Annotated in this window: 14 protein-coding genes, 3 rRNA genes, 1 pseudogene and 1 other annotated feature; of the genes and pseudogenes, 13 read left to right on the top strand and 5 right to left on the bottom strand. The window is 34.8% G+C overall.

Annotated elements, in window-relative coordinates; genetic code table 11:
• Positions 1 to 6 precede the first annotated feature (6 nt).
• The 3 genes from ACWJKE_RS12465 to ACWJKE_RS12455 form a co-directional block, all read right to left on the bottom strand.
• The gene (locus tag ACWJKE_RS12465) at positions 7 to 1,146 is read right to left on the bottom strand and encodes a cysteine protease StiP family protein (protein ID WP_462958857.1); all 1,140 of its coding nucleotides are present in this window, start codon (positions 1,144 to 1,146) and stop codon (positions 7 to 9) included.
• A 77-nt stretch (positions 1,147 to 1,223) separates the two neighbouring features.
• On the bottom strand, positions 1,224 to 2,555 hold the full coding sequence (locus tag ACWJKE_RS12460) for a phosphoribosyltransferase family protein (RefSeq protein WP_220287429.1): 1,332 nt from the start codon (positions 2,553 to 2,555) through the stop codon (positions 1,224 to 1,226).
• Positions 2,500 to 3,591 carry an HpcH/HpaI aldolase/citrate lyase family protein gene (locus ACWJKE_RS12455; RefSeq protein ID WP_220287427.1) on the bottom strand — a complete coding sequence of 364 codons (1,092 nt, stop codon included), beginning with the start codon at positions 3,589 to 3,591 and terminating at the stop codon, positions 2,500 to 2,502. Before ACWJKE_RS12455 ends, ACWJKE_RS12460 begins: the two co-directional genes overlap by 56 nt.
• A 282-nt stretch (positions 3,592 to 3,873) precedes the next feature.
• Between ACWJKE_RS12455 and ACWJKE_RS12450 the strand changes: the two genes are divergently transcribed.
• Together ACWJKE_RS12450 and ACWJKE_RS12445 are read left to right on the top strand one after the other, a co-directional pair.
• Complete coding sequence (locus ACWJKE_RS12450; RefSeq protein WP_220287425.1) at positions 3,874 to 4,533, top strand: AIM24 family protein; 660 nt, start codon at positions 3,874 to 3,876, stop codon at positions 4,531 to 4,533.
• Positions 4,534 to 4,546: 13 nt separating this feature from the next.
• The gene (locus ACWJKE_RS12445; RefSeq protein ID WP_258280596.1) at positions 4,547 to 5,371 is read left to right on the top strand and encodes a TerD family protein; all 825 of its coding nucleotides are present in this window, start codon (positions 4,547 to 4,549) and stop codon (positions 5,369 to 5,371) included.
• A 109-nt stretch (positions 5,372 to 5,480) separates the two neighbouring features.
• Here ACWJKE_RS12445 and ACWJKE_RS12440 read toward each other — a convergent pair whose 3' ends face one another.
• On the bottom strand, positions 5,481 to 8,009 hold the full coding sequence (locus ACWJKE_RS12440) for a YceG family protein (protein WP_253198282.1): 2,529 nt from the start codon (positions 8,007 to 8,009) through the stop codon (positions 5,481 to 5,483).
• A gap of 249 nt (positions 8,010 to 8,258) precedes the next feature.
• On the opposite strand from ACWJKE_RS12440, the gene ACWJKE_RS12435 reads away from it, so the two are divergent.
• The 3 genes and pseudogenes from ACWJKE_RS12435 to ACWJKE_RS12425 all read left to right on the top strand — a co-directional run.
• The gene (locus ACWJKE_RS12435) at positions 8,259 to 8,570 is read left to right on the top strand and encodes a hypothetical protein (RefSeq protein WP_216304206.1); all 312 of its coding nucleotides are present in this window, start codon (positions 8,259 to 8,261) and stop codon (positions 8,568 to 8,570) included.
• Positions 8,571 to 8,722: 152 nt separating this feature from the next.
• Positions 8,723 to 9,427 (top strand): glutaminyl-peptide cyclotransferase, encoded by a 705-nt coding sequence (locus tag ACWJKE_RS12430; RefSeq protein ID WP_216304207.1) that lies wholly within the window; start codon positions 8,723 to 8,725, stop codon positions 9,425 to 9,427.
• 32 nt (positions 9,428 to 9,459) lie between these two features.
• Positions 9,460 to 9,624 (top strand): annotated as a pseudogene (locus ACWJKE_RS12425) (heavy metal-binding domain-containing protein); the annotation flags it as partial.
• A 109-nt stretch (positions 9,625 to 9,733) separates the two neighbouring features.
• Here ACWJKE_RS12425 and asnA read toward each other — a convergent pair.
• Complete coding sequence (asnA, locus tag ACWJKE_RS12420; protein ID WP_220287424.1) at positions 9,734 to 10,756, bottom strand: aspartate--ammonia ligase; 1,023 nt, start codon at positions 10,754 to 10,756, stop codon at positions 9,734 to 9,736.
• 106 nt (positions 10,757 to 10,862) lie between these two features.
• Positions 10,863 to 11,114 (bottom strand) — a binding site (T-box leader).
• Between the two features lie 240 nt (positions 11,115 to 11,354).
• Between asnA and ACWJKE_RS12415 the strand changes: the two genes are divergently transcribed.
• The 8 genes from ACWJKE_RS12415 to rrf all read left to right on the top strand — a co-directional run bounded on the left by ACWJKE_RS12415 (position 11,355) and on the right by rrf (position 21,600).
• A complete protein-coding gene (locus ACWJKE_RS12415) occupies positions 11,355 to 12,416 on the top strand; it encodes an IS30 family transposase (protein WP_462958856.1) in 1,062 nt (353 codons plus the stop codon).
• Between the two features lie 149 nt (positions 12,417 to 12,565).
• A complete protein-coding gene (locus ACWJKE_RS12410) occupies positions 12,566 to 13,036 on the top strand; it encodes a VanZ family protein (protein WP_220287423.1) in 471 nt (156 codons plus the stop codon).
• Between the two features lie 443 nt (positions 13,037 to 13,479).
• Positions 13,480 to 14,004, top strand: coding sequence for an NUDIX domain-containing protein (locus tag ACWJKE_RS12405; protein WP_220287422.1), 525 nt, complete (start codon positions 13,480 to 13,482; stop codon positions 14,002 to 14,004).
• 51 nt (positions 14,005 to 14,055) lie between these two features.
• Positions 14,056 to 14,661 carry a histidine phosphatase family protein gene (locus tag ACWJKE_RS12400; RefSeq protein WP_216304211.1) on the top strand — a complete coding sequence of 202 codons (606 nt, stop codon included), beginning with the start codon at positions 14,056 to 14,058 and terminating at the stop codon, positions 14,659 to 14,661.
• Between the two features lie 82 nt (positions 14,662 to 14,743).
• Positions 14,744 to 15,877, top strand: coding sequence for a pyridoxal-phosphate-dependent aminotransferase family protein (locus ACWJKE_RS12395; protein WP_220287421.1), 1,134 nt, complete (start codon positions 14,744 to 14,746; stop codon positions 15,875 to 15,877).
• Positions 15,878 to 16,631: 754 nt separating this feature from the next.
• Positions 16,632 to 18,149, top strand: a 16S ribosomal RNA gene (locus tag ACWJKE_RS12390).
• Between the two features lie 292 nt (positions 18,150 to 18,441).
• Positions 18,442 to 21,367: ribosomal RNA gene (locus tag ACWJKE_RS12385) — 23S ribosomal RNA — on the top strand.
• A 116-nt stretch (positions 21,368 to 21,483) separates the two neighbouring features.
• Positions 21,484 to 21,600, top strand: a 5S ribosomal RNA gene (gene rrf, locus ACWJKE_RS12380).
• The 16S, 23S and 5S rRNA genes sit together here, the layout of an rRNA operon.
• The last annotated feature ends 43 nt before the right edge of the window (positions 21,601 to 21,643 follow it).

Below are 21,643 nucleotides of genomic sequence, written 5' to 3'. Positions count from 1 at the left end.
ACATCCTTATAGATCTTCTTTTTCCTTAGATTTAATAATGCCACAGCAGGAATAGCACATATCGGTATATATTTCTACAGGAATATCCTTTTCCGCGGCTAACGTAAATATATGCTTTAAATTTGGATTATCAAAGGAGTCAACTAGTATTTTAAAGGGAATTCTTCTTAGAAGTACTCGTGTGGTTTCCCCAATTCCTGGCTTTATAAGATTAATATTATTGATGCCAAATTTATGTCTGATGCTTTCGATGTCGCGAAGTCCTTTGCAGTTTAAAGAATTACCATCAAACTCAATATCTGCGGCAACTTCTGTAACGTTTGGGTCATTCAACAGTTCATATAGATAATTATTATCTAGCTCATCGAAACAGTTACATATTTCATCTATATAGAAATTGGAAACATCAGCGGGCGTTAATTCTTTATAAAATTTTGTGCCGTGAAAATCATCACTGCAAATAAACTTATCATTAAGAACAGTCCTACTTACAAGACCCGAAACTGTAGAATTAAGACAAGCGCTTGGAATTAAAAAATCTTCTCTTGTACCATAAATGAGGGTACAATGAGCGGGGTCCGATAGTACGGCTAGGTCCGAATTCAAGGTTATATTAAACTCCTGCGAATATTCTTTGCAAGCTTTTGTTAATGTATGTTGAATAACCCCTTTACCTGTCCACCCATCAATGAATTGTATTTCTGAGAAGGGGTGATTCTTTAATATATACATAAGTGCATTTTTATCTATGCCTTTATCACGTATTATAGAAATACTGTAATGAGGAGCGGTTATATTATACTTAAACTGTATATATCTTTTAATTAATATGCCAATAGGTGTACCGGCTCTTGCAAGAGAGACTAAAACAATATTTTTACCTCTTTTAGCTATAATTTTCACGCTTAATATAGAAACTAGAGAAGCTAGTTTGTTTTTTGAATGCTCAAGGGTACTATAGAAAATATCCATGTATCCTTTTGAGGGAGTATATTCTATTGGTAACATTTCTGAATAGTGGATTCCACTTTGTATAGCATTTTCTCTAAATTCATTATCTTGCTCCACTATAAGGTGTGATATGTCTTTAAGAAGAAATACAACATCTTCCGTGCAGTAGCTTCCTGAAAAAATACATTTATTCATTTAAATACACCTCTTTTTTATATTATTTAAGAAACTTAAAAATTATCTGCTGTAATCAATTTAAAAGGGATTATACATTAGCATTTCCAGCATACAAATATAATGGATTTAGCATGAAAATAAGAGAAAATGCTATTTAATTCATCTTTCTTTTCTTTGGTTAAAGGCTTTTCAGAGAAGAAAAATACCTGGGTATAGAAATTATCAGGAATATTATAAAGGTAGTTAGTTATAGTGTCATCCTCAGGGCTTTGAAAAGCAATCTTATTTTTATTTCCATAAGAAGCTATATTTCTAGCATGAACGGGACTTCTTGTAGTGGAATGAAAATAGACATTATCTCCGAGCATCGAGCTTATACTACAAGGTAAATATATAAACTCCCCAGTTCCTATGCAAAGACAATTTCCAGTAGTTCTTTCTTTTATCAAAAATTTAGATATTGAATTGATTTCTTCAGAAATTTTCAAATTATCGCGAGAGGTAATTCCAAATCTACCAGTAGATTTATTATAGCCCTCAATACTTTGCGCTATTTGAAAAACACACTCTTTACTTGGAATTAGTTTAGTAGAACTTGGAGGAATAGTTATCTCGTCGCTAATAATATCTTTTGATTTACTGCACTTAATATCACCTTTTAATAAGGAACATACCCTGACATCTATGTTTTTTTCATCAATGAACATTTTATAACTATTAGCATCTCGCCAGTCTAAAATGGATATTATCCCAAAATATTTCCCGGGAAGGCATTTTATTAAATTTAATGCAGATTTACCTGTAGTAAGTTCATCGTCTATTAAAACTATATCAGAAAATTTATTAAAAAAATCACTTTCATAAGGGAAAAGCGAATGCTCTACTGCATGAGAATGTTCTTCATTAAAAAACAATGCAGGTTCTATAGAAGTTATTTTCTCACGCGAAGTATGTATATAAGCCGCATTTGAGAAGTTTTGAAATACTGATTGAGCAAGACCTGTAGCTGTCTCTGCAAAACCTATAAAAAGGGTTTTGTTTGCAAGCCTTATGGGTGTGTTTAAAATATCGTGTAAACTGTGGAGATTAACAGAGGTATCCATGTTATGAGAGACATCTAATGAAATAAGCGTATCAACTAATTCAGTAGTAGGATAAAGCACTGTGTCCTCTCTTTCATTAATCCATAAACGAGCCAAAATTCCTCCAATAATTTTTAGAGTATCTGGAATCATTGGCATATGTTTTCCTATAACCTTACTTACAAATAAAAAATCCCTCTTTTTATTTTCTCTAGCGGACATTGTAAAAAGCTTTGAAGCTGGAATGTTACATTTATTTTCTTTTATATTAAGTGATATTTGTAGGCTATTATCTATATTGTAATGAAGTGATTGATTGTAATAATTCTCTGTGTGATTTTCCATCCTCTAATACCCCCATTATTTTAGCTTTTAGTAATGTTTCTTTAGCCCACATTTCATGGGGTTTTACCTCATTCATTTTATTGGAATAATTGCTCTTTATTACACCATCAAGTGATGAACTGATAATATTAAGTGCATCTGTATAGTCTTCTTTAGAAACTACCATAAGAGAATTTACTACATTTACTTGAGTTGGATGTATAACAGTTTTACCAGTTAAGCCATTGGTTCTATCTAAAAGGGTTTCTTTAATAAGAACATTATTATGAAAATCTAAAACGTTGCTATAATATTCATAAACTACCCCGGAAATAACATAATCATCTCGTTTAAAGACATTTATTATATCACTAATACAGTCCTTTATTACGGCTAAATCGTATATGGTGAAATCTTTACCTCGACGAAGACTATATAATCCAGAAAAATCTGTTCCGCCAATTCGAATGTTTAAAACATATTCTTTATAAGAATCTAAGATATGTTTTACGCGAGTAAGTTCTTCTATTCGAGTTTCTTTATGAATTATGCAGGGGGTTTCGAGTATTGGCATCCCGTACAGGGTTCTTTTATTAGATATATTGTATTCTTTTAGTATAGAAAAGTATTTTTCTCCAAGTGTAAAATCAAATTTAGGGAAAATAAAACCACAAAGACCAATTAAAGAAGATTCATTAATCAACTTTTGAAGTTGACTAACATTTCGGACTCTGATAAAAATAAGGGGTAGACTATCGATAAAAGAAGAGTTATCTTTTAAAAGAAGGCCGATACTCTTAAATAGATTAATAATGTTAGTTTCAGCTTGTACAACTTGGTCTGAAGATACGGAATCTTCAAGACAAAGACTGATGGTGTGAGTACCCATTTTGTTACTTAAAAGAATGTCCTTAAGTAAATGTTCTCGCGTTGCTGGCATGTATAAACATGCGCCTAATGAATAGGATAACTCTTCCTTTGAGGAAAATAATCCGTAAATTGAAGGGGCTTTAAAGAAAATATCTTGTGAATTATTAATATTATTAAAATATCGCATAATTGTTCTCCATTTATTATAATAAATTAATCAGTAATTTAAAGATTATAAATAGTACTGATTGTGATACAAATTATAGCATATTTCTATACACAATTACATATTACACACAGAAATTACTGAATATAGAATAAATATAATTGATCTATTCGTTAATAAATCATTAACAACATTATGATATACTTTACACATAGAATTTTAAAAAATGGAAGTTTGCAAAAATACATAGAGTACATAGTTAGAAATTCCGCTATATTTAAATTGAGAAAGGAGTCAACATACATGTTTAATTTTAGAAATCACCAAGAGCTTACTTGCATCGCCGAGGGAGATGGACATTTTTTTGCAAAAGTTGGTGCTATGGTGGCTTACACGGGTAATTTTACTCAAGAAAAAGTATTAGTAGATACAAATAACAATCAAAGCATATTCAAATCTGTTATGAATCTAGCTGCTAGAAAGCTGACAGGTGAGAATATTCCTATTATGAAAGTAAATGGACGGGGAAGTTATTATATGGCAGACAAAGCACAACATATTAGTATAATTACACTTCAGTCAGGTCAGAGTATAGGAGTTGAAGGAGAAAATTTACTTGCTTTTACGCAGGAGTGTAAATATGGAGTTAGATTTATGGGGTCAGGTGTAATATCTCAAAAGGGTATGTTTACATCAAATTTAACAGCTACTTCTAATAATGCGCAGGTAGTTATAACTACAAATGGAAACCCGATTATTCTAGAGTCTCCTTGCGTAGTAGATCCTGATGCAGTAGTATGCTGGACAGGCGCTGACCCTCATTTTAAAACGGATGTAAATTGGAAAACTTTTCTTGGGCAAACCTCTGGAGAATCCTATATGTTAGAATTTAATTCTCAGGGCGAAACTGTAATTATCCAGCCTTGTGAAAGAACTTCAGGATTAAATGTTGCAATAGATTAGGAGGTACGTGTTTGTGGCTATAATTATTGAAAGCAGTAATAAAAAAATAATATCTCAAAAGAGACAATATGGAAAATTAATTGTTGAGACCTCAATTATTCCCGAAAAAAAGGCAACTGTAGTAATGGCGCCAAATCAGAACACGAATAAGAATAATGCTGAAGGGTTAAACAATGTACATTCTAAAATTATTTCTGAGCCTAAAGTTAATGTCCCATTAAAGGTAAATAATATGAAAAAAAGAAAACTTGTGGATGTTACTAAAAGCATTAAATTAGCGAAAGGGCAGAAGTTAAGCTTAAATCAGAACGCTAAAAATCTTTCGAAATTAATAGTAACATTAGATTATAATATAATAAAAAATAGTTATAATGAGTTTGATTTAGATGTATCGGTATTTATGGTAGATATAAATGATAAAACAGCAGAGAAAGACTTTATTTTTTATGAAAACACTAAGAGCACTTGTGGCGGAATAGTAATTAAAAAGGATCATAATACTTCTCTTAAGGAAGCTTACAATGAGTGCATACAGCTAGATTTAAATCTAATACCACTTCGCATTCAAAAATTAGCGTTTACTGTAACCGTATATGAAGCAAATGAAAGGAAGCAAAACTTTGGGCAAGTATCAGATGGATATTTTAGAATTATAGCGGGTGACAATAAACAAGAAATTCTAAACTATAAATTTAATGAAAATTTATCTGTAGAAACAGCCATCGTAGTAGCTGAGATATATAGATATAAAAATGAATGGAAAATTAATTGCATAGGTAGTGGATTTAGAGGTGGGTTAGAAGCTTTGTGTAATAATTATGGGATCGATACGGTTTAGGAATTGATTGTTAGCTTTGAAATTCCTAAATATCAACATTATATAACTTATATTTAAAATAAATAAGGGACTTTACTCAATAAGTCCCTTATTTGTTTTTTGAAGAAAATCATTTGAAATTAAAGATGTTAGAAAAGAATTTTTTTGCTTTTTCTTTGGTATATTTTTTTTCGTTTTTAAAATCAGGTAAGGATAAATTGAAATTAACTTCTTCTAATCTATGAGTATCATAAAATTTTTCCTGGATTTTTCCTTCTATGTTATTATAGCCAGTAGGAGTTAATATAGTAATGTCAAATCCAAATATGTTTAAAAAACATAATACAATGGAATCTTCATCGCTAAAAATACTTTCATTATTATCATAAATAACAAGTTTAGGTATTTTTGAAGGGTAATCATACTGCTGAATTAGCTGTAGTATATTTTTATCAAGATTTAAGATGGTCATTAAAATCTTTAATTTGAATTCTTTATCTATAGTTTTTATTAGCATATCGGTTTTCATCAAATAATTTATTTTTTGCAAAATAGTATGTTGCAGGGAAGTTTTTAAATAAGAAAATTTGTAACAGCTATGATTTAGTAGTTTTTGTTTATCAATTAACCCGATATTATCAAGTACAAAGGCTAAGGAGTATAAATCGGTTTTGGAGTAGGTTACCTTAGTAAAAGGAAGTTCAGCTATAAATAATGTATTATCTGATGATTTTAACTTGAAGAAATCATTCCAATATAAATTTAAATCGCTGTGTACACCGCTTATTTTCGCGAATAAGTTTGGCATATATATGGTGCTATTCTCTACTTTAAATCCTGTGCGCAAACTAGAAGGTTCATCCCATAAAATTTTCAGCTCATAAAAGGTAGTTTTTAACGTAGTAGGGTGAGTTTCATATTTTTCAAATTGCCAAGGCTTATAAAAGCCATCATCATCGGTATATAGTGTAGCCTCTAATTCCCTTGAGGCTTTTAGAGCAATAGTTTCGTGTCTTATGAGTAATTCTTCTTTTGGAAATTCTTTTAAATGTGATTTATATGGGAGTTCAAAGCTTTTTGAAAATAGATCACTATATTCTGTAATCTCTAAAATCATATCACAGAAGGAATTTATATATATAATATCACAGCCTAATCTAGATAAAAAAATCAAGAATAAAAGCTCATGTTTTTTAATATCACCATAATATATTACTTTAGGATTAAAAATTTCATCGGACGAAGTATTTTGAAAGTCGAAATTTTTCATAAGGTTTGGAACAAATTCATAAACCCAAGAAAGTAATTTCAAAGAAAAATTTCTAACTTTGGACAGGTTTAAATTTTTTTCTTCCTTACAGTATAAATCTAATATATAGCTAAAACTATTTGCCATAGAGCAATTTAAAGTATGATTACTCGTGGGGAAAACCTTGTGTTCTAGAAATAGAGCCGCAAGCTTCCTTGTGAGTGATACATCAAAAGGATCTATATATTGCCATATGTTTAAAGTACTGGTGATTAATTTAGGATTAGAGCGTATGGGTATAGAGTCTGTGAATTTTAAATATAAACCATCGAAGATACTAAAGTTTTTGTCTAATCTAAATAGATCATTATAATAGTCATCTTCATTTTGCTTTATTCCTATATATCTATAAAAATATACTGGGATAAAAGCAGAAGATCCACCTAAAAATCCAATTCTTTTATTGGCAGGAAGGGTTAAATCATCAAATATATTTATACTGCATTTAAGGATAATATTAATAGAATCTTTAAAGGTTATGTCTAAAGATGAATTTCTGTTTTCTACAACATATTGTTTGTTTTGATTAATAGTTTTTTGAGATTCAATAGTACCCTCTCTTTTGGCTTTAGTATTAGTAAGGTTTGTTTTAAAATTAAGATCTATTAATGGTTCAGTCTTAGGTAAAATTATGAGTTTTGAATACATATTTTCTTTATCAATTTTGACGAAATCCATATCGGATAGTGAATTAACATAAAGCACATCACAACCTAGCTTCGATAAGAATATTAAAAAATATATTTCATGTTTTTTTATCTCACCATAAAAAAGGACTTTAGGATTAATAATATCTTTTTCAATTTTAGGGTTATAATCAGAGTTTTGGAATAATTTTGGAATAAATTCTCCAATCCATCCTAAAAATTTAACAGCAAAATTCTTGATTACAGTTTCAGTAACATTAGGTTTATTTGCTAAATAAAGATCTAAGGTTTCGTCAAAACTACTTTCAATATAATCATTGAGGAAGTTGTTTTTTATGTTCGGCAGTAGTCCTTTAGTTTTAAGAATACTAATTAAAGTATTTCTTTGGAGTGGATTGGAACTAAGAAGTCCATCCCAGGGTATTTGTAATATAGAGGTAGATAAAATTGTCATTGGTATTCCTGAGGTGAATTTTAAATATGAGCTTTGAAGTGAAGTCAGCTCATCGTTTAGTTTATGTAAATTCTCATAATAGAGTTCTTTATTTTCACAAGAGCCAATATATCTATAAAAATAAATAGGTATATTAGGTGATTTCGATCTAATAAACCCAGGACGTTTATTTACAGGAACAAATATATCTTTAAATAAATTTTGTGATTCTAAAATAGATGTACTTATCTGTTTTCTAGTATTAATCAAAGTTTAACCCCCAATCTTATTTCTAGATCTATAGTACCGACTGATATAGATTTAGAAAATAAAATTAAATTTATATAAAGAAATTTAATAATAAAATGAGATTTTATTTATTAAAAATAATATACAGTTATTATAACTAGTTTATCATTTAATGTATAAAAACACTATAAAACTCTAAGGCTAATAATAGAAATACGAAAGGAAATAAAGAATACTATAAACATACTAAGACAGAGAGGATGTTATAAATTGAAAATAAATGAATCACTAGTATGCCCAAAATGTAATAGTAAAAACTTCGAAATAAAACATGAGGCAACTTATCTCTATACATATAAAATAGATACAGTAAATATAAATATAGATGATGAAGGAGCAGAAAATCTTCCGTTTTTATTTGATAATAGAGAACAGACTTGTTTCAAGGAATTTATAGAATGTAATCAGTGTGGCACCAAATATCCTTGCTGCTTTGATAAAGACAATCAAACTGTAGATTTGACTATAATGAAAAAGGCAATAAGAGCAGACAATGTAAAAAAACCTGAGTTCCTTGGGTGAAGATCCAGGGTCAACTTTTATAATTTGTATATATAGGAACATATCATGTGAAATGCGCTTCAAATAATGTATATTTTTGGGGCACACTAATATAGCTATTGAAATATACATATAATAAATATAAAATATAAACTATTTAGGAAGTGAGGGTTATGATATATTTCAATAATGTTCCAAGATATTCTTATAATATTATAAACACTTATCCACATGATGTTAATGCTTTCACCGAGGGGCTAGTATATGAAGATGGGCTTCTTTATGAAAGCACCGGAAGAATTAATGAATCCACACTACGTAAAGTAGATTTGCAAACAGGAGAGATTTTAAAGTTACACAAATTAGATAGAAATTATTTTGGCGAAGGAATTACACTTTATAATGATAAAATTTTTCAGCTAACATGGAAATCTAATGTGGGATTTATTTATGATAAAGATACTTTTAATTTAATTAATAAATTTTACTATAATACAGAGGGGTGGGGAATCACTCACAACGATGAGCATTTAATTATGAGTGATGGTACAGATGAAATATATTTTTTAAATCCCCAAAATTTTAAAAAGGTGTATAGTATTAAAGTACATGATGAATTTAAGCCTATTAAAAAACTAAATGAATTGGAGTTTATTAAAGGGGAAATTTATGCGAATGTATGGAAATGTGATAAAATTGCTAGAATTTGTCCACATAGCGGGAAAATAACTGGATGGATAGAGCTTAAAGGACTGCTAAGTCCTAAAGAATGTAAAAGAGCAGGTACACTGAATGGAATAACGTATGATAAAAAAAATAATCGCACCTTTGTAACTGGAAAGATGTGGCCTAAAATATTTGAAATAAAATTAATTTAGAAATGTGTTAATTTGTTAATATAGCTGGAGATGGGGAAATTAAAAGTTACTCAGAGATGATGAATGAAGATCAGGCTATAGCAACAAAACGTATGGCAGAATAAACTGAAGGTTTGGGTGCTGATGGTGTTATTAACATAAGATATGCAACTAGCGCAGAGGTTATTGCTTATGGAACTGCGGTAAAATGTAAATAGTAATAAATTATAAATATTACAAAAATAACTTTAGAAAAACACTGTAATAGTTAGTTACAGTGTTTTTCTAAAGTTAATCTTTTTTGAACAATATTTAGTTTTCTCTTTGTTATAGTAAAACTATATTCTCTTCTATACAATCGGTTATCATTTCATCTGGCCATATTGAGGAGTGAACTTCACCAATATGAGCCTTGTTTAGGAAATACATACACATTCTAGATTGGCCTATGCCACCACCCATAGTATATGGGAGCTTACCTTCCAGTAACATCCTATGGAATTCTAATGTACAACGTTTCTCACAACCTGATAATGCAAGTTGCTCTTTTAGCGCTATTTCATCAACTCTTATTCCCATAGAGGAAAGTTCAAAGGCTTTTTCTAGTATTGGATACCAGAATACGATATCTCCATTAAGTGACCAATCGTCATAGTCGGGAGCTCTACCATCGTGCTTTTCGCCAGATTTTAGGTCGCCACCAATTTGCATTATAAATACTGCAAGTTTTTCTTTGCATATGGCATCTTCCCTTTCTTTTGGAGTAAGAGAAGGGTACATATCCTCTAGTTCTTGTGTAGTTATAAAGAATATTTTTTCAGGTAAAAATTGGTCTATTTCAGGATATAGTTTGTGGATATGATCCTCAGTATCTTTAAAAACTGCATAAATACTAGTTACAATTTCTTTTAACTTATCTAAAGTTCTTTCTTTTTTAAGAATGACCTTTTCCCAATCCCATTGGTCCACATATATGGAGTGAAGGTTATCTAAATCTTCATCGCGTCTTATAGCATTCATATCAGTATATAGACCTTCTCCGGACTCAAAATTATATCTATATAAAGCCATTCGTTTCCATTTAGCTAAAGAATGTACGATTTCAATAGGTGTATCATGCATGGCTTTCATATCAAAGGAAACAGCACGTTCAGTACCGCTTAGGTTATCATTTAAACCGGTGCTAGACTTTACGAAAAGAGGAGCTGAGACCCTGGTAAGAGCTAACTCTTTTGATAGCCTGTTTTCAAAATAATCTTTTAATTGTTTAATAGCAATTTCCGTATGCTTTAATCCGAGAAGTGGATTGTATCCATCGGGAATTGCAAGTCCTTTTTTGTAAGTTATCATAAATAAAACCTCCTAGTAATGTTGTGATTTTTTTTGTAATGATTATAATGGTCGTGCTAAATAATTTTGAAAATTTAAACAAAAAATAAAAAACCTTCATCCTAGTTTCTAGGACGAAAGGTTAGACTTCCGTGGTACCACCTAAATTAGCTGAAAAAGCTCACTCATAATCAGTACGGAAACAAATCTTCGATACTGCCCTATAAATAACGGTTAGGCTCCGTCCATACCTAATTTCACAAGGATTTCAGTTGGAAACTCAGAGATGTTATTCAACATAGGCTTTGTATGGAACTTACACTATAATCCACTCGCTTTAACTACTTCCTACATTTACTCTTCTCGTCACAGTTTTTAGATAAATAACTTTAAATCATTTTAACTTGCAAGATGAAATTTGTCAACCTGCAAAAATAAATGTTTGGTTTTACAGGGTACTTCTCTATGTTAAAGGACTGTAACCATTACGTGCTGTTACTAAAGTCTCTAGGTAAGTTGTATAATGAAATGACCGAAGAGTAACAAAAAATAAAGACTCAAGAGAAATACTCTTGTATAATGTTAAGTGACTAAACCAACATATACGGGAGGATTTCAAATGAGTCAATTAGATTTTATCACACAGAGCAGAAAAGGTAAACACATAACATACGAGGAACGCATAAAGTTAGAAGCTTTACACAAAATGGGACTTAATTCAACTCGTATTGCGGAGCAAATAGGTGGGCGTTCAGAACGTACAATAAGGCGTGAAATTGCTAAAGGAATTGTAGAACTATTGAATAGTGACTTAACCACTCGCATGGAATATAGCGCAGAAATTGGGCAGTCAGAGCATGACAAACAAGGTACCGCTAAAGGTCCTGCATTAAAAATAGGAAAAGATCATAAATTGGTGAAGTACTTAGAAAAAGCTATTGGTATAGATGGCGAATCTCCGTATGCAGCTATTCAAAATATCACAAATAAAGATCTACAATTTGAAACAACTATTTGCTTCAAAACTGTGTATAACTATTTGGATAATAATTTGTTTTTAAATATAAGTAACAAAGATCTGCCTGTTAAAAAGAATGCTAAAAAGAGAAACTATAAAAAAATAAGATCAGCGTATAACAATACCAAAGGAACTAGCATATCGGAGAGACCTGCAGCGGTAGCTGCACGTGATGAGATAGGCCACTGGGAAATGGACACTGTAGTTGGCAAACAGGGTACAAAAACTGTCTTGATGGTGTTAAGTGAAAGAGTAACTCGTAAGGAGTTAGTCTTTAAAATACCATCTAAATCACAGGCGGCTGTCGTGAAAGAATTGGACAAATTGGAGCGTAAAATGGGAATGTTATTCTCGAAAACATTTAAAACAATCACCTGTGATAACGGCTGTGAGAACCTTGATTTCGAGGGTATTGAGAACTCAGTAAGAAATAAACGAAAGAGAACTAAAGTGTATTATGCTCACCCATATAGTTCATGGGAGCGAGGCACAAACGAAAATATCAATAAAATGATACGACGATTTATCCCAAAAGGTGTGGATATTTCAGCATTCTCTAAAAAACAAATTATGCGAATACAGCACTGGGTCAACAATTATCCAAGAAGGATTTTCAACGGTTTATCTGCCAATATGATGGAACAGAAAACCATTACAACTTAACATTATATTTTTCTTGAAAATTTCGGACATTTTATATTGCAATCTACACTAAAGTCTCTAAAGATATTGTTATTGACAAGTATATTTAATTAAATCATAATTGAAGTGTTAATAAAGGGAAGTTAGTGAAATAATTGAGGGGTGTGTATATGAAGAAAAAACATATAGATTGGATTTTGGTTATAGGGTGGATGATATTAATATTTTTGTTTTCTAGCCAAGTTGGAGAAGTATCAAGTGGAAATAATAAATTAGTTGCATCTGTATTCAACTTACTTGGATTAGATTTAAATAGCATATTTGGGACTTTGAGTGATTTTATAGTTAGAAAAGCAGCTCATTTCACTGAATATTTTATTTTATATTTTCTGTTATATAGAGCTATAAATACAAAGAAGAATCTAGACATTAAAGTTTTTATTAAGGTTATATTGATTGTGTTTTTATATGCATGCTCAGATGAGTTTCATCAAGCTTTTGTTCCGGGAAGAGGACCTGCCTTTCGAGATGTGCTAATAGATACTTGTGGAGGCCTTGCCGCATTCTTGACGATGTATATTTGTGTCACATTTAAAGAAAAATTAGCTTCTTCGAAAAAAGACCTGACTAAATTTAAATAAAATTTTGCTCCGATAGCTAATCAACTGCCCGCTTGATTAGCTATCGGAGCTTTTACATTTAAGATATTCACTTAATACCAGACAAACCAACATTAATTGATGTGTTACAAAAATTATTTCTAAGGGGTAGGGTTAAGGTTAAGGTGAGAGTAAGAAGGTCTTTATTTATAAATTAAAAGGAGATATATATTTCATGGAATATAGTAAATATAGTTTAGTAAAAGAATTATCGTCCATTATAATTACTAAATATAAATTAACCAATGAAATAAGGTTATAATAGGGGGAGATGATAAACTTTGAGTTATCCATTTGATTGCATAACCGGGTTAACAAATGAATCTAAGTAAATAATATAATCTTATAGTTATGAGAAATCACAGAGAAAACATATATTAATAGTGCATTTATAAATCCAAATTGAAATAGGGCAGGTAAATAAAATGGAATTAATAAAAGAGATATATGAAAAGGATATTGGTTACAACTATGAGGATATAGGTATTAGTTATAAGCTCAGGAAAGCATCAAGATCGATAGTATTAAATGATTCACGGAAAATAGCTTTATTATATGTATCAAAGAATAACTACCACAAATTGCCGGGCGGAGGAATTGAAGCAGGCGAAGATCGAAATATTGCTTTAAATCGCGAGGTTAAGGAAGAAGCTGGGGTTAATATTGATATTTTAGGTGAAGTAGGTACAATAATAGAATATAAAAATATGCAAAAATTACTGCAAATATCATACTGCTTCTATTCTAAAGTTAAAGGATGTATTAAACAACCATCATTTACAGATGAGGAAATAGATAATGGATTTCAATTAAAATGGGTTGCATTAGATGAAGCTATACTTATTCTTGAGAATGATACACCGGATAATTACATTGGTAAATTCATTCAAATAAGAGATTTATTGTTTCTGAAAAGGGCAGAAGGTATTTTAAAGAGCAAAAATATATAATAATTGTTAGATATTTGGTATTATCTTATTATAGTAAGGGGGTGGGTTAAAATGAAAATATATATAACAAGACATGGGGAAACAGAATGGAATAGAGAAGGCAGAATGCAGGGATGGAAGGATTCTAATTTAACTGAAATGGGAATTGATAATGCTAAAAAGCTCGGCGTAAGTTTAAAAGATATAGATTTTGATTATATTTATTGTAGCCCGCTGGGAAGGGCTGTTGATACAGCGAAGTACATTAGAGGAAATAAGGATACAGAAATAATTAAAATTGAATCTTTAAAAGAAATGGGATTTGGTATATGGGAAGGCATGGATCAAGAAAAAGTAAAAGAACTATATCCCTTGCAGCAGTTTAATTTCTGGAATAAGCCTTATTTGTATCAACCTGTAGAGGGCGAAGGCTTTGATCAATTGATTAATAGAGTAAAAAAAGTATTGTATGACATTGCGAGTAATACTATTGGTGAAAACATTTTAATAATATCACATACACTTGTAATAAAGGCGATCTATTCAATAATCAAGAATTATTCTCTTGATGGATTTTGGAATAAACCATTTATGTATGATACATGTTTAACTGTATTAGAAGTTGAAGATGAGAAAATCGAAATTATTTTAGAGGCTGATATTTCACATTTAAATTAAGGATATGAATAAGAAAACAGCATATGTAGTGATATAATTTTTAATATAAGAATATAAATTATAGTTTAAGGGAGTGAAAATTATGAAAGTGTCTCAAATAATGACTCCAGGACCCACGGAGGTAAGAGAGAACGTCAGGATGGCCAGAACTCTAGCTACTACTAATCCAGATTTAGATTTACAGTTTTATGAATTTTACAAAGAAACTTGTGAGGAAATAGGTCGGTTCTTAAAAACTAATAACGAAGTTAGAATATTAAGTGGTGAGGGGATTTTAAGTCTTGAGGCTGCATGTGCATCTCTTACTGAAAATTATGATAGGGTATTGGTAATTGATAATGGAATATTTGGAGAAGGATTTGCTGATTTTGTTAAGATGTACGGTGGAGAAGCGGTTTTTTTTAAAGGGAATAGGAAATGTAAGATAGATATAACAGAACTTGAAAAATTTCTTGAAAAAGATCATGACTTTAAATATGCTACGGTAGTACATTGTGATACGCCTTCAGGAGTTTTAAATGACATAGATAAAATATGTAATTTATTAAAGAAAAAGGGTATATTAACGGTGGTAGATAGTGTAGCGGCTATGGGTGGAGAAGATATAAGAGTAGATGAATGGAAAATAGATATAGCATTAGGTGCTTCACAGAAATGCGTTTCTGCTCCAGCAGGGCTCACTTTTTTAAGTATCAGTGAAGATGCATTTAAATTAATGCAGCAGAGAAAAAAACCAATAGCTTCTTACTATTGTAATTTACTTCTATGGAAGGATTACTACGAAAACAAATGGTTTCCATATACACCACCAATAAGTGATATCGTTGGACTAAGACAGGCTATCGATAATATACTGGATGATGAAGAGATAATTTTTAGGCATAATTCTATTGGTAAAGCTACAAGAAAAGCTGTAATGGAAGCAGGCCTTAATTTATATATTGAAGAGGGATATTCTAATACGGTAACAGTTATAGAAATACCTGAGGCTATAAATGATAAACAACTATTAAAACATATGGTTGACGAATTTAATGTATTTATAGCTGGCTCATTCGGATATCTACAGGGGAAAGTAATAAGAATAGGACATATGGGAGAAAATGCGAAAAAGGATAAAGTAGCATATACTTTACTTGCATTACAATACTCATTAAAAGCACTAGGTTTTGAGTGTGAAAAAAATATGGCTGAAGTTTTTTTAAATGAAGTATAATTAAATAATCCATTTTTAAAACAAACATAATAATAGGTATAAGATGTAGAATAAATTATAAGCCGGTGAGGAATGACGGCTGAACTAAAGTCAAACCATAAAATTCTTATATCTATATTCTAGATTTAATCTAGATCTAATGATATTCCAAAACAGGGAGTAGATATTGAAAAGGGGGGATTAGCCTATATTAATTTGAATATGAAAATGATGCTGTTGTATATGGCTTAATGGCATTAAAAGATTAAATACAATGTAATTTGAGGACGTTATAGATAAGAACAAAGTATACTAATCCTAGTGTATCAGTGTGAAAAAGATTTGATAATTAGTAGTATAATGAAGGATATTGAGTATAATTGCCATATTTAGCGAATTGGCGTGAATGTGTAATAGGTGTACATGATAGAATACTCCTTGTCGTCGCGAATGAGTAACGATAAAGGTGAAGATTGATAAATTAACATTTAACACTTTAAAAATACAATTTAAAAATGTTTAAAAAGTTGTTGACAAAACAAACAATACCTAGTATAATAGTAAAAGTCGTCAGTTGATGGCAAGCAACAAATTGGTCTTTGAAAATTAAACAGAGAAATAGGTAAAGATAGCGAAATAATATTTCGTTAAACCAGTTAATTACTTTAGTATAAAGTAAAAATTAGTCGTAAGACTAAAAAGTATGTAATGAGCTTGCGTAACAACTTAACAGTTGTCGCAGATTAATCATTTCAACTAAAAAAGTGTAAACTTTTAAATTGAGAGTTTGATCCTGGCTCAGGACGAACGCTGGCGGCGTGCCTAACACATGCAAGTCGAGCGATGAAACCTTTCGGGGTGGATTAGCGGCGGACGGGTGAGTAACACGTGGGTAACCTGCCTCAAAGAGGGGAATAGCCTCCCGAAAGGGAGATTAATACCGCATAATATGTTTTGGTCGCATGATCGAAACATCAAAGGATTTTTCTTCGGAAAATTCCACTTTGAGATGGACCCGCGGCGCATTAGCTAGTTGGTGAGGTAACGGCTCACCAAGGCGACGATGCGTAGCCGACCTGAGAGGGTGATCGGCCACATTGGAACTGAGACACGGTCCAGACTCCTACGGGAGGCAGCAGTGGGGAATATTGCGCAATGGGGGAAACCCTGACGCAGCAACGCCGCGTGAATGATGAAGGCCTTCGGGTTGTAAAGTTCTGTCTTCTGGGACGATAATGACGGTACCAGAGGAGGAAGCCACGGCTAACTACGTGCCAGCAGCCGCGGTAATACGTAGGTGGCAAGCGTTGTCCGGATTTACTGGGCGTAAAGGATGCGTAGGCGGACATTTAAGTCAGATGTGAAATACCCGAGCTTAACTTGGGTGCTGCATTTGAAACTGGGTGTCTAGAGTGCAGGAGAGGTAAGTGGAATTCCTAGTGTAGCGGTGAAATGCGTAGAGATTAGGAAGAACACCAGTGGCGAAGGCGACTTACTGGACTGTAACTGACGCTGAGGCATGAAAGCGTGGGGAGCAAACAGGATTAGATACCCTGGTAGTCCACGCCGTAAACGATGAATACTAGGTGTCGGGGGTCGAACCTCGGTGCCGCCGTTAACACATTAAGTATTCCGCCTGGGGAGTACGATCGCAAGATTAAAACTCAAAGGAATTGACGGGGGCCCGCACAAGCAGCGGAGCATGTGGTTTAATTCGAAGCAACGCGAAGAACCTTACCTAGACTTGACATCCCCTGCATAACCCAGAGATGGGCGAAGTCCTTCGGGACAGGGTGACAGGTGGTGCATGGTTGTCGTCAGCTCGTGTCGTGAGATGTTGGGTTAAGTCCCGCAACGAGCGCAACCCTTATCATTAGTTGCTACCATTAAGTTGAGCACTCTAGTGAGACTGCCCGGGTTAACCGGGAGGAAGGTGGGGATGACGTCAAATCATCATGCCCCTTATGTCTAGGGCTACACACGTGCTACAATGGTGAGTACAAAGAGATGCAAGACCGCAAGGTGGAGCCAAACTCAAAAACTCATCCCAGTTCGGATTGTAGGCTGCAACTCGCCTACATGAAGCCGGAGTTGCTAGTAATCGCGAATCAGCATGTCGCGGTGAATACGTTCCCGGGCCTTGTACACACCGCCCGTCACACCATGAGAGTTGGTAACACCCGAAGTCCGTGAGGTAACCGTAAGGAGCCAGCGGCCGAAGGTGGGATTGATGATTGGGGTGAAGTCGTAACAAGGTAGCCGTAGGAGAACCTGCGGCTGGATCACCTCCTTTCTAGGGAGTAGATGTATTGACTTCGGTCGATGCAATAGAAGAATATTAATTTGTTCTTCAAAAATATCTATTGTAATTAATCGTACCTAGTTCTCTGTTTAATTTTGAGAGACTAATTTTATCTAACTCTTAGGAGTTAGATAATGAATAGTTTTTCTTAAAATGTTCTTTGAAAATTGCACAGTGAAAAAAGTTGTTTTAAAAAAATTAAAACTACGCAAGTAGTTTATAAATTGATTTAATACAATTTCGCAAAATTAATATAACCGTCTATGTAAATAGACAGAATCAAGGTCAAGCTACAAAGGGCGCATGGCGAATGCCTTGGCACTAGGAGCCGAAGAAGGACGCGTTAAGCTGCGATAAGCTTTGGGTAGGCGCAAATAGCCTGTGATCCAAAGATTTCCGAATGGGGGAACCCACATAGTAACAACTATGTACTGCATACTGAATAAATAGGTATGCAGAGGTAGACCCGGGGAACTGAAACATCTAAGTACCCGGAGGAAGAGAAAGAAACATCGATTTCCTAAGTAGCGGCGAGCGAAAGGGAAAGAGCCCAAACCCAGGTCTTTGATCTGGGGGTTGAGGATAGATCATAAATACTGCAATTCCTTAATTGAAGATAGCTGGAAAGCTGCTCCGCAGAAGGTAATAGGCCTGTAAATGAAAAGGAAAAACAGTCAGATCTAATCCAGAGTACCACGAGACACGTGAAACCTTGTGGGAAGCTGGGAGGACCACCTCCCAAGGCTAAATACTACCTAGTGACCGATAGTGAAGAAGTACCGTGAGGGAAAGGTGAAAAGAACCCCGGAAGGGGAGTGAAATAGAACCTGAAACCGTGTGCCTACAACCGGTCGAAGCACTTTATATGTGTGACGGCGTGCTTTTTGTAGAACGAGCCAACGAGTTACGATATGTAGCAAGGTTAAGTACTTAAGGTACGGAGCCGAAGGGAAACCAAGTCTGAATAGGGCGCATAGTTGCATGTCGTAGACCCGAAACCGGGTGACCTATCCATGGCCAGGATGAAGCGGAAGTAAAATTCCGTGGAGGTCCGAACCACGTTGGTGTTGAAAAACCATGGGATGAGCTGTGGATAGCGGAGAAATTCCAATCGAACTCGGAGATAGCTGGTTCTCCTCGAAATAGCTTTAGGGCTAGCGTCGATTAATTGAGTAATGGAGGTAGAGCACTGAATGGGCTAGGGGCTGACAACAGTTACTGAACCCTATCAAACTCCGAATGCCATATACTTTTATTTCGGCAGTCAGACTGCGAATGATAAGATCCGTAGTCAAAAGGGAAACAGCCCAGACCATCAGCTAAGGTCCCAAAGTGTAAGTTAAGTGGAAAAGGATGTGGGATTTCTAAGACAACTAGGATGTTGGCTCAGAAGCAGCCACTCATTTAAAGAGTGCGTAATAGCTCACTAGTCAAGAGATCCTGCGCCGAAGATGTCCGGGGCTAAAACTTACCACCGAAGCTATGGGTGTACACAATTGTGTACGCGGTAGAGGAGCTTTCTGTACTGGCTGAAGTCATACCGTAAGGAGTGGTGGACGGTACAGAAGTGAGAATGTTGGCATGAGTAGCGAGAGTTAAGTGAGAATCTTAACGGTCGAAAACCTAAGGTTTCCTGAGGAAGGCTCGTCCTCTCAGGGTTAGTCGGGACCTAAGCCGAGGCCGAAAGGCGTAGGTGATGGACAATCGGTTGATATTCCGATACCACCAATGGACGTTATTAGAAATGGGATGACGCAGGAGGATAAGATGTGCACACTATTGGATGTGTGTCTAAGCATTTAGGCGGAGCAAGCAGGCAAATCCGTTTGCTCTTAACGCTGAGATGTGATGGGGAAGGGAATTTATTCCCGAAGTATCTGATTCCACGCTGCCAAGAAAAGTCTCTATCGAGGATATTGGTGCCCGTACCGCAAACCGACACAGGTAGGTGAGGAGAGAATCCTAAGACCATCGGAAGAATTGTTGTTAAGGAACTCGGCAAATTGACCCCGTAACTTCGGGAGAAGGGGTGCCTACGTAAGTAGGTCGCAGAGAATAGGCCCAAGCAACTGTTTAGCAAAAACACAGGTCTCTGCTAAAGCGAAAGCTGATGTATAGGGGCTGACGCCTGCCCGGTGCTGGAAGGTTAAGGGGATTACTTAGCGCAAGCGAAGGTATGAACTTAAGCCCCAGTAAACGGCGGCCGTAACTATAACGGTCCTAAGGTAGCGAAATTCCTTGTCGGGTAAGTTCCGACCCGCACGAATGGCGTAATGATTTGGGCACTGTCTCAACAACACATCCGGCGAAATTGTAGTGCAAGTGAAGATGCTTGCTACCCGCGATTGGACGGAAAGACCCCGTAGAGCTTTACTGTAGCTTAGCATTGAATTTCGGTATTGTCTGTACAGGATAGGTGGGAGACTGAGAAACATGGGCGTCAGCCTGTGTGGAGTCATCCTTGGGATACCACCCTGACAGTACTGAGGTTCTAACTGGAGGCCATGAATCTGGTCACAGGACATTGTTAGGTGGGCAGTTTGACTGGGGCGGTCGCCTCCAAAAAAGTAACGGAGGCGCCCAAAGGTTCCCTCAGCGCGGTTGGAAATCGCGCGAAGAGTGCAAAGGCAGAAGGGAGCCTGACTGCGACACTTACAAGTGGAGCAGGGACGAAAGTCGGGCTTAGTGATCCGGTGGTACCTCGTGGGAGGGCCATCGCTCAACGGATAAAAGCTACCTCGGGGATAACAGGCTGATCTCCCCCAAGAGTCCACATCGACGGGGAGGTTTGGCACCTCGATGTCGGCTCGTCGCATCCTGGGGCTGAAGTAGGTCCCAAGGGTTGGGCTGTTCGCCCATTAAAGCGGCACGCGAGCTGGGTTCAGAACGTCGTGAGACAGTTCGGTCCCTATCCGTCGCGGGCGTAGGAAATTTGAAGGGAGCTGTCCTTAGTACGAGAGGACCGGGATGGACAAACCTCTGGTGCACCAGTTGTCACGCCAGTGGCATCGCTGGGTAGCTATGTTTGGAAGGGATAAACGCTGAAAGCATCTAAGCGTGAAGCCCACCCTGAGATGAGATTTCCCATAACTCGCACGTAAGTGCGATGTTAGTAAGACTCCTGGAAGACCACCAGGTTGATAGGTTAGAGGTGTAAGCATGGTAACATGTTCAGCTGACTAATACTAATAAGTCGAGGGCTTGACCTAAATATATAATTAAAAGTAATGCGATATACTTCTTTCGTAAGAAAGAAGCGAGGCTTTGAGCGTGAGCGAAAAGACTAATTCACTGTGCAATTTTCAGAGAATATTTATATTCTCAATCTGGTGATTATGGCATGAAGGTAACACCCGTTCCCATACCGAACACGAAGGTTAAGCTTCAATGCGCCGATGGTACTGCAGGGGTGACCTTGTGGAAGAGTAGGTTGTCGCCAGGTAAGAAAAAACCGCTAAGTTATACGAGGCCGCTGAAAAAAGCAC

The sequence above is a fragment of the Clostridium sp. CM036 genome, from assembly GCF_055081135.1.
The sequence above is the reverse complement of the archived record's forward strand: the minus strand, read 5'-3'. Positions and strand labels throughout refer to the sequence as shown.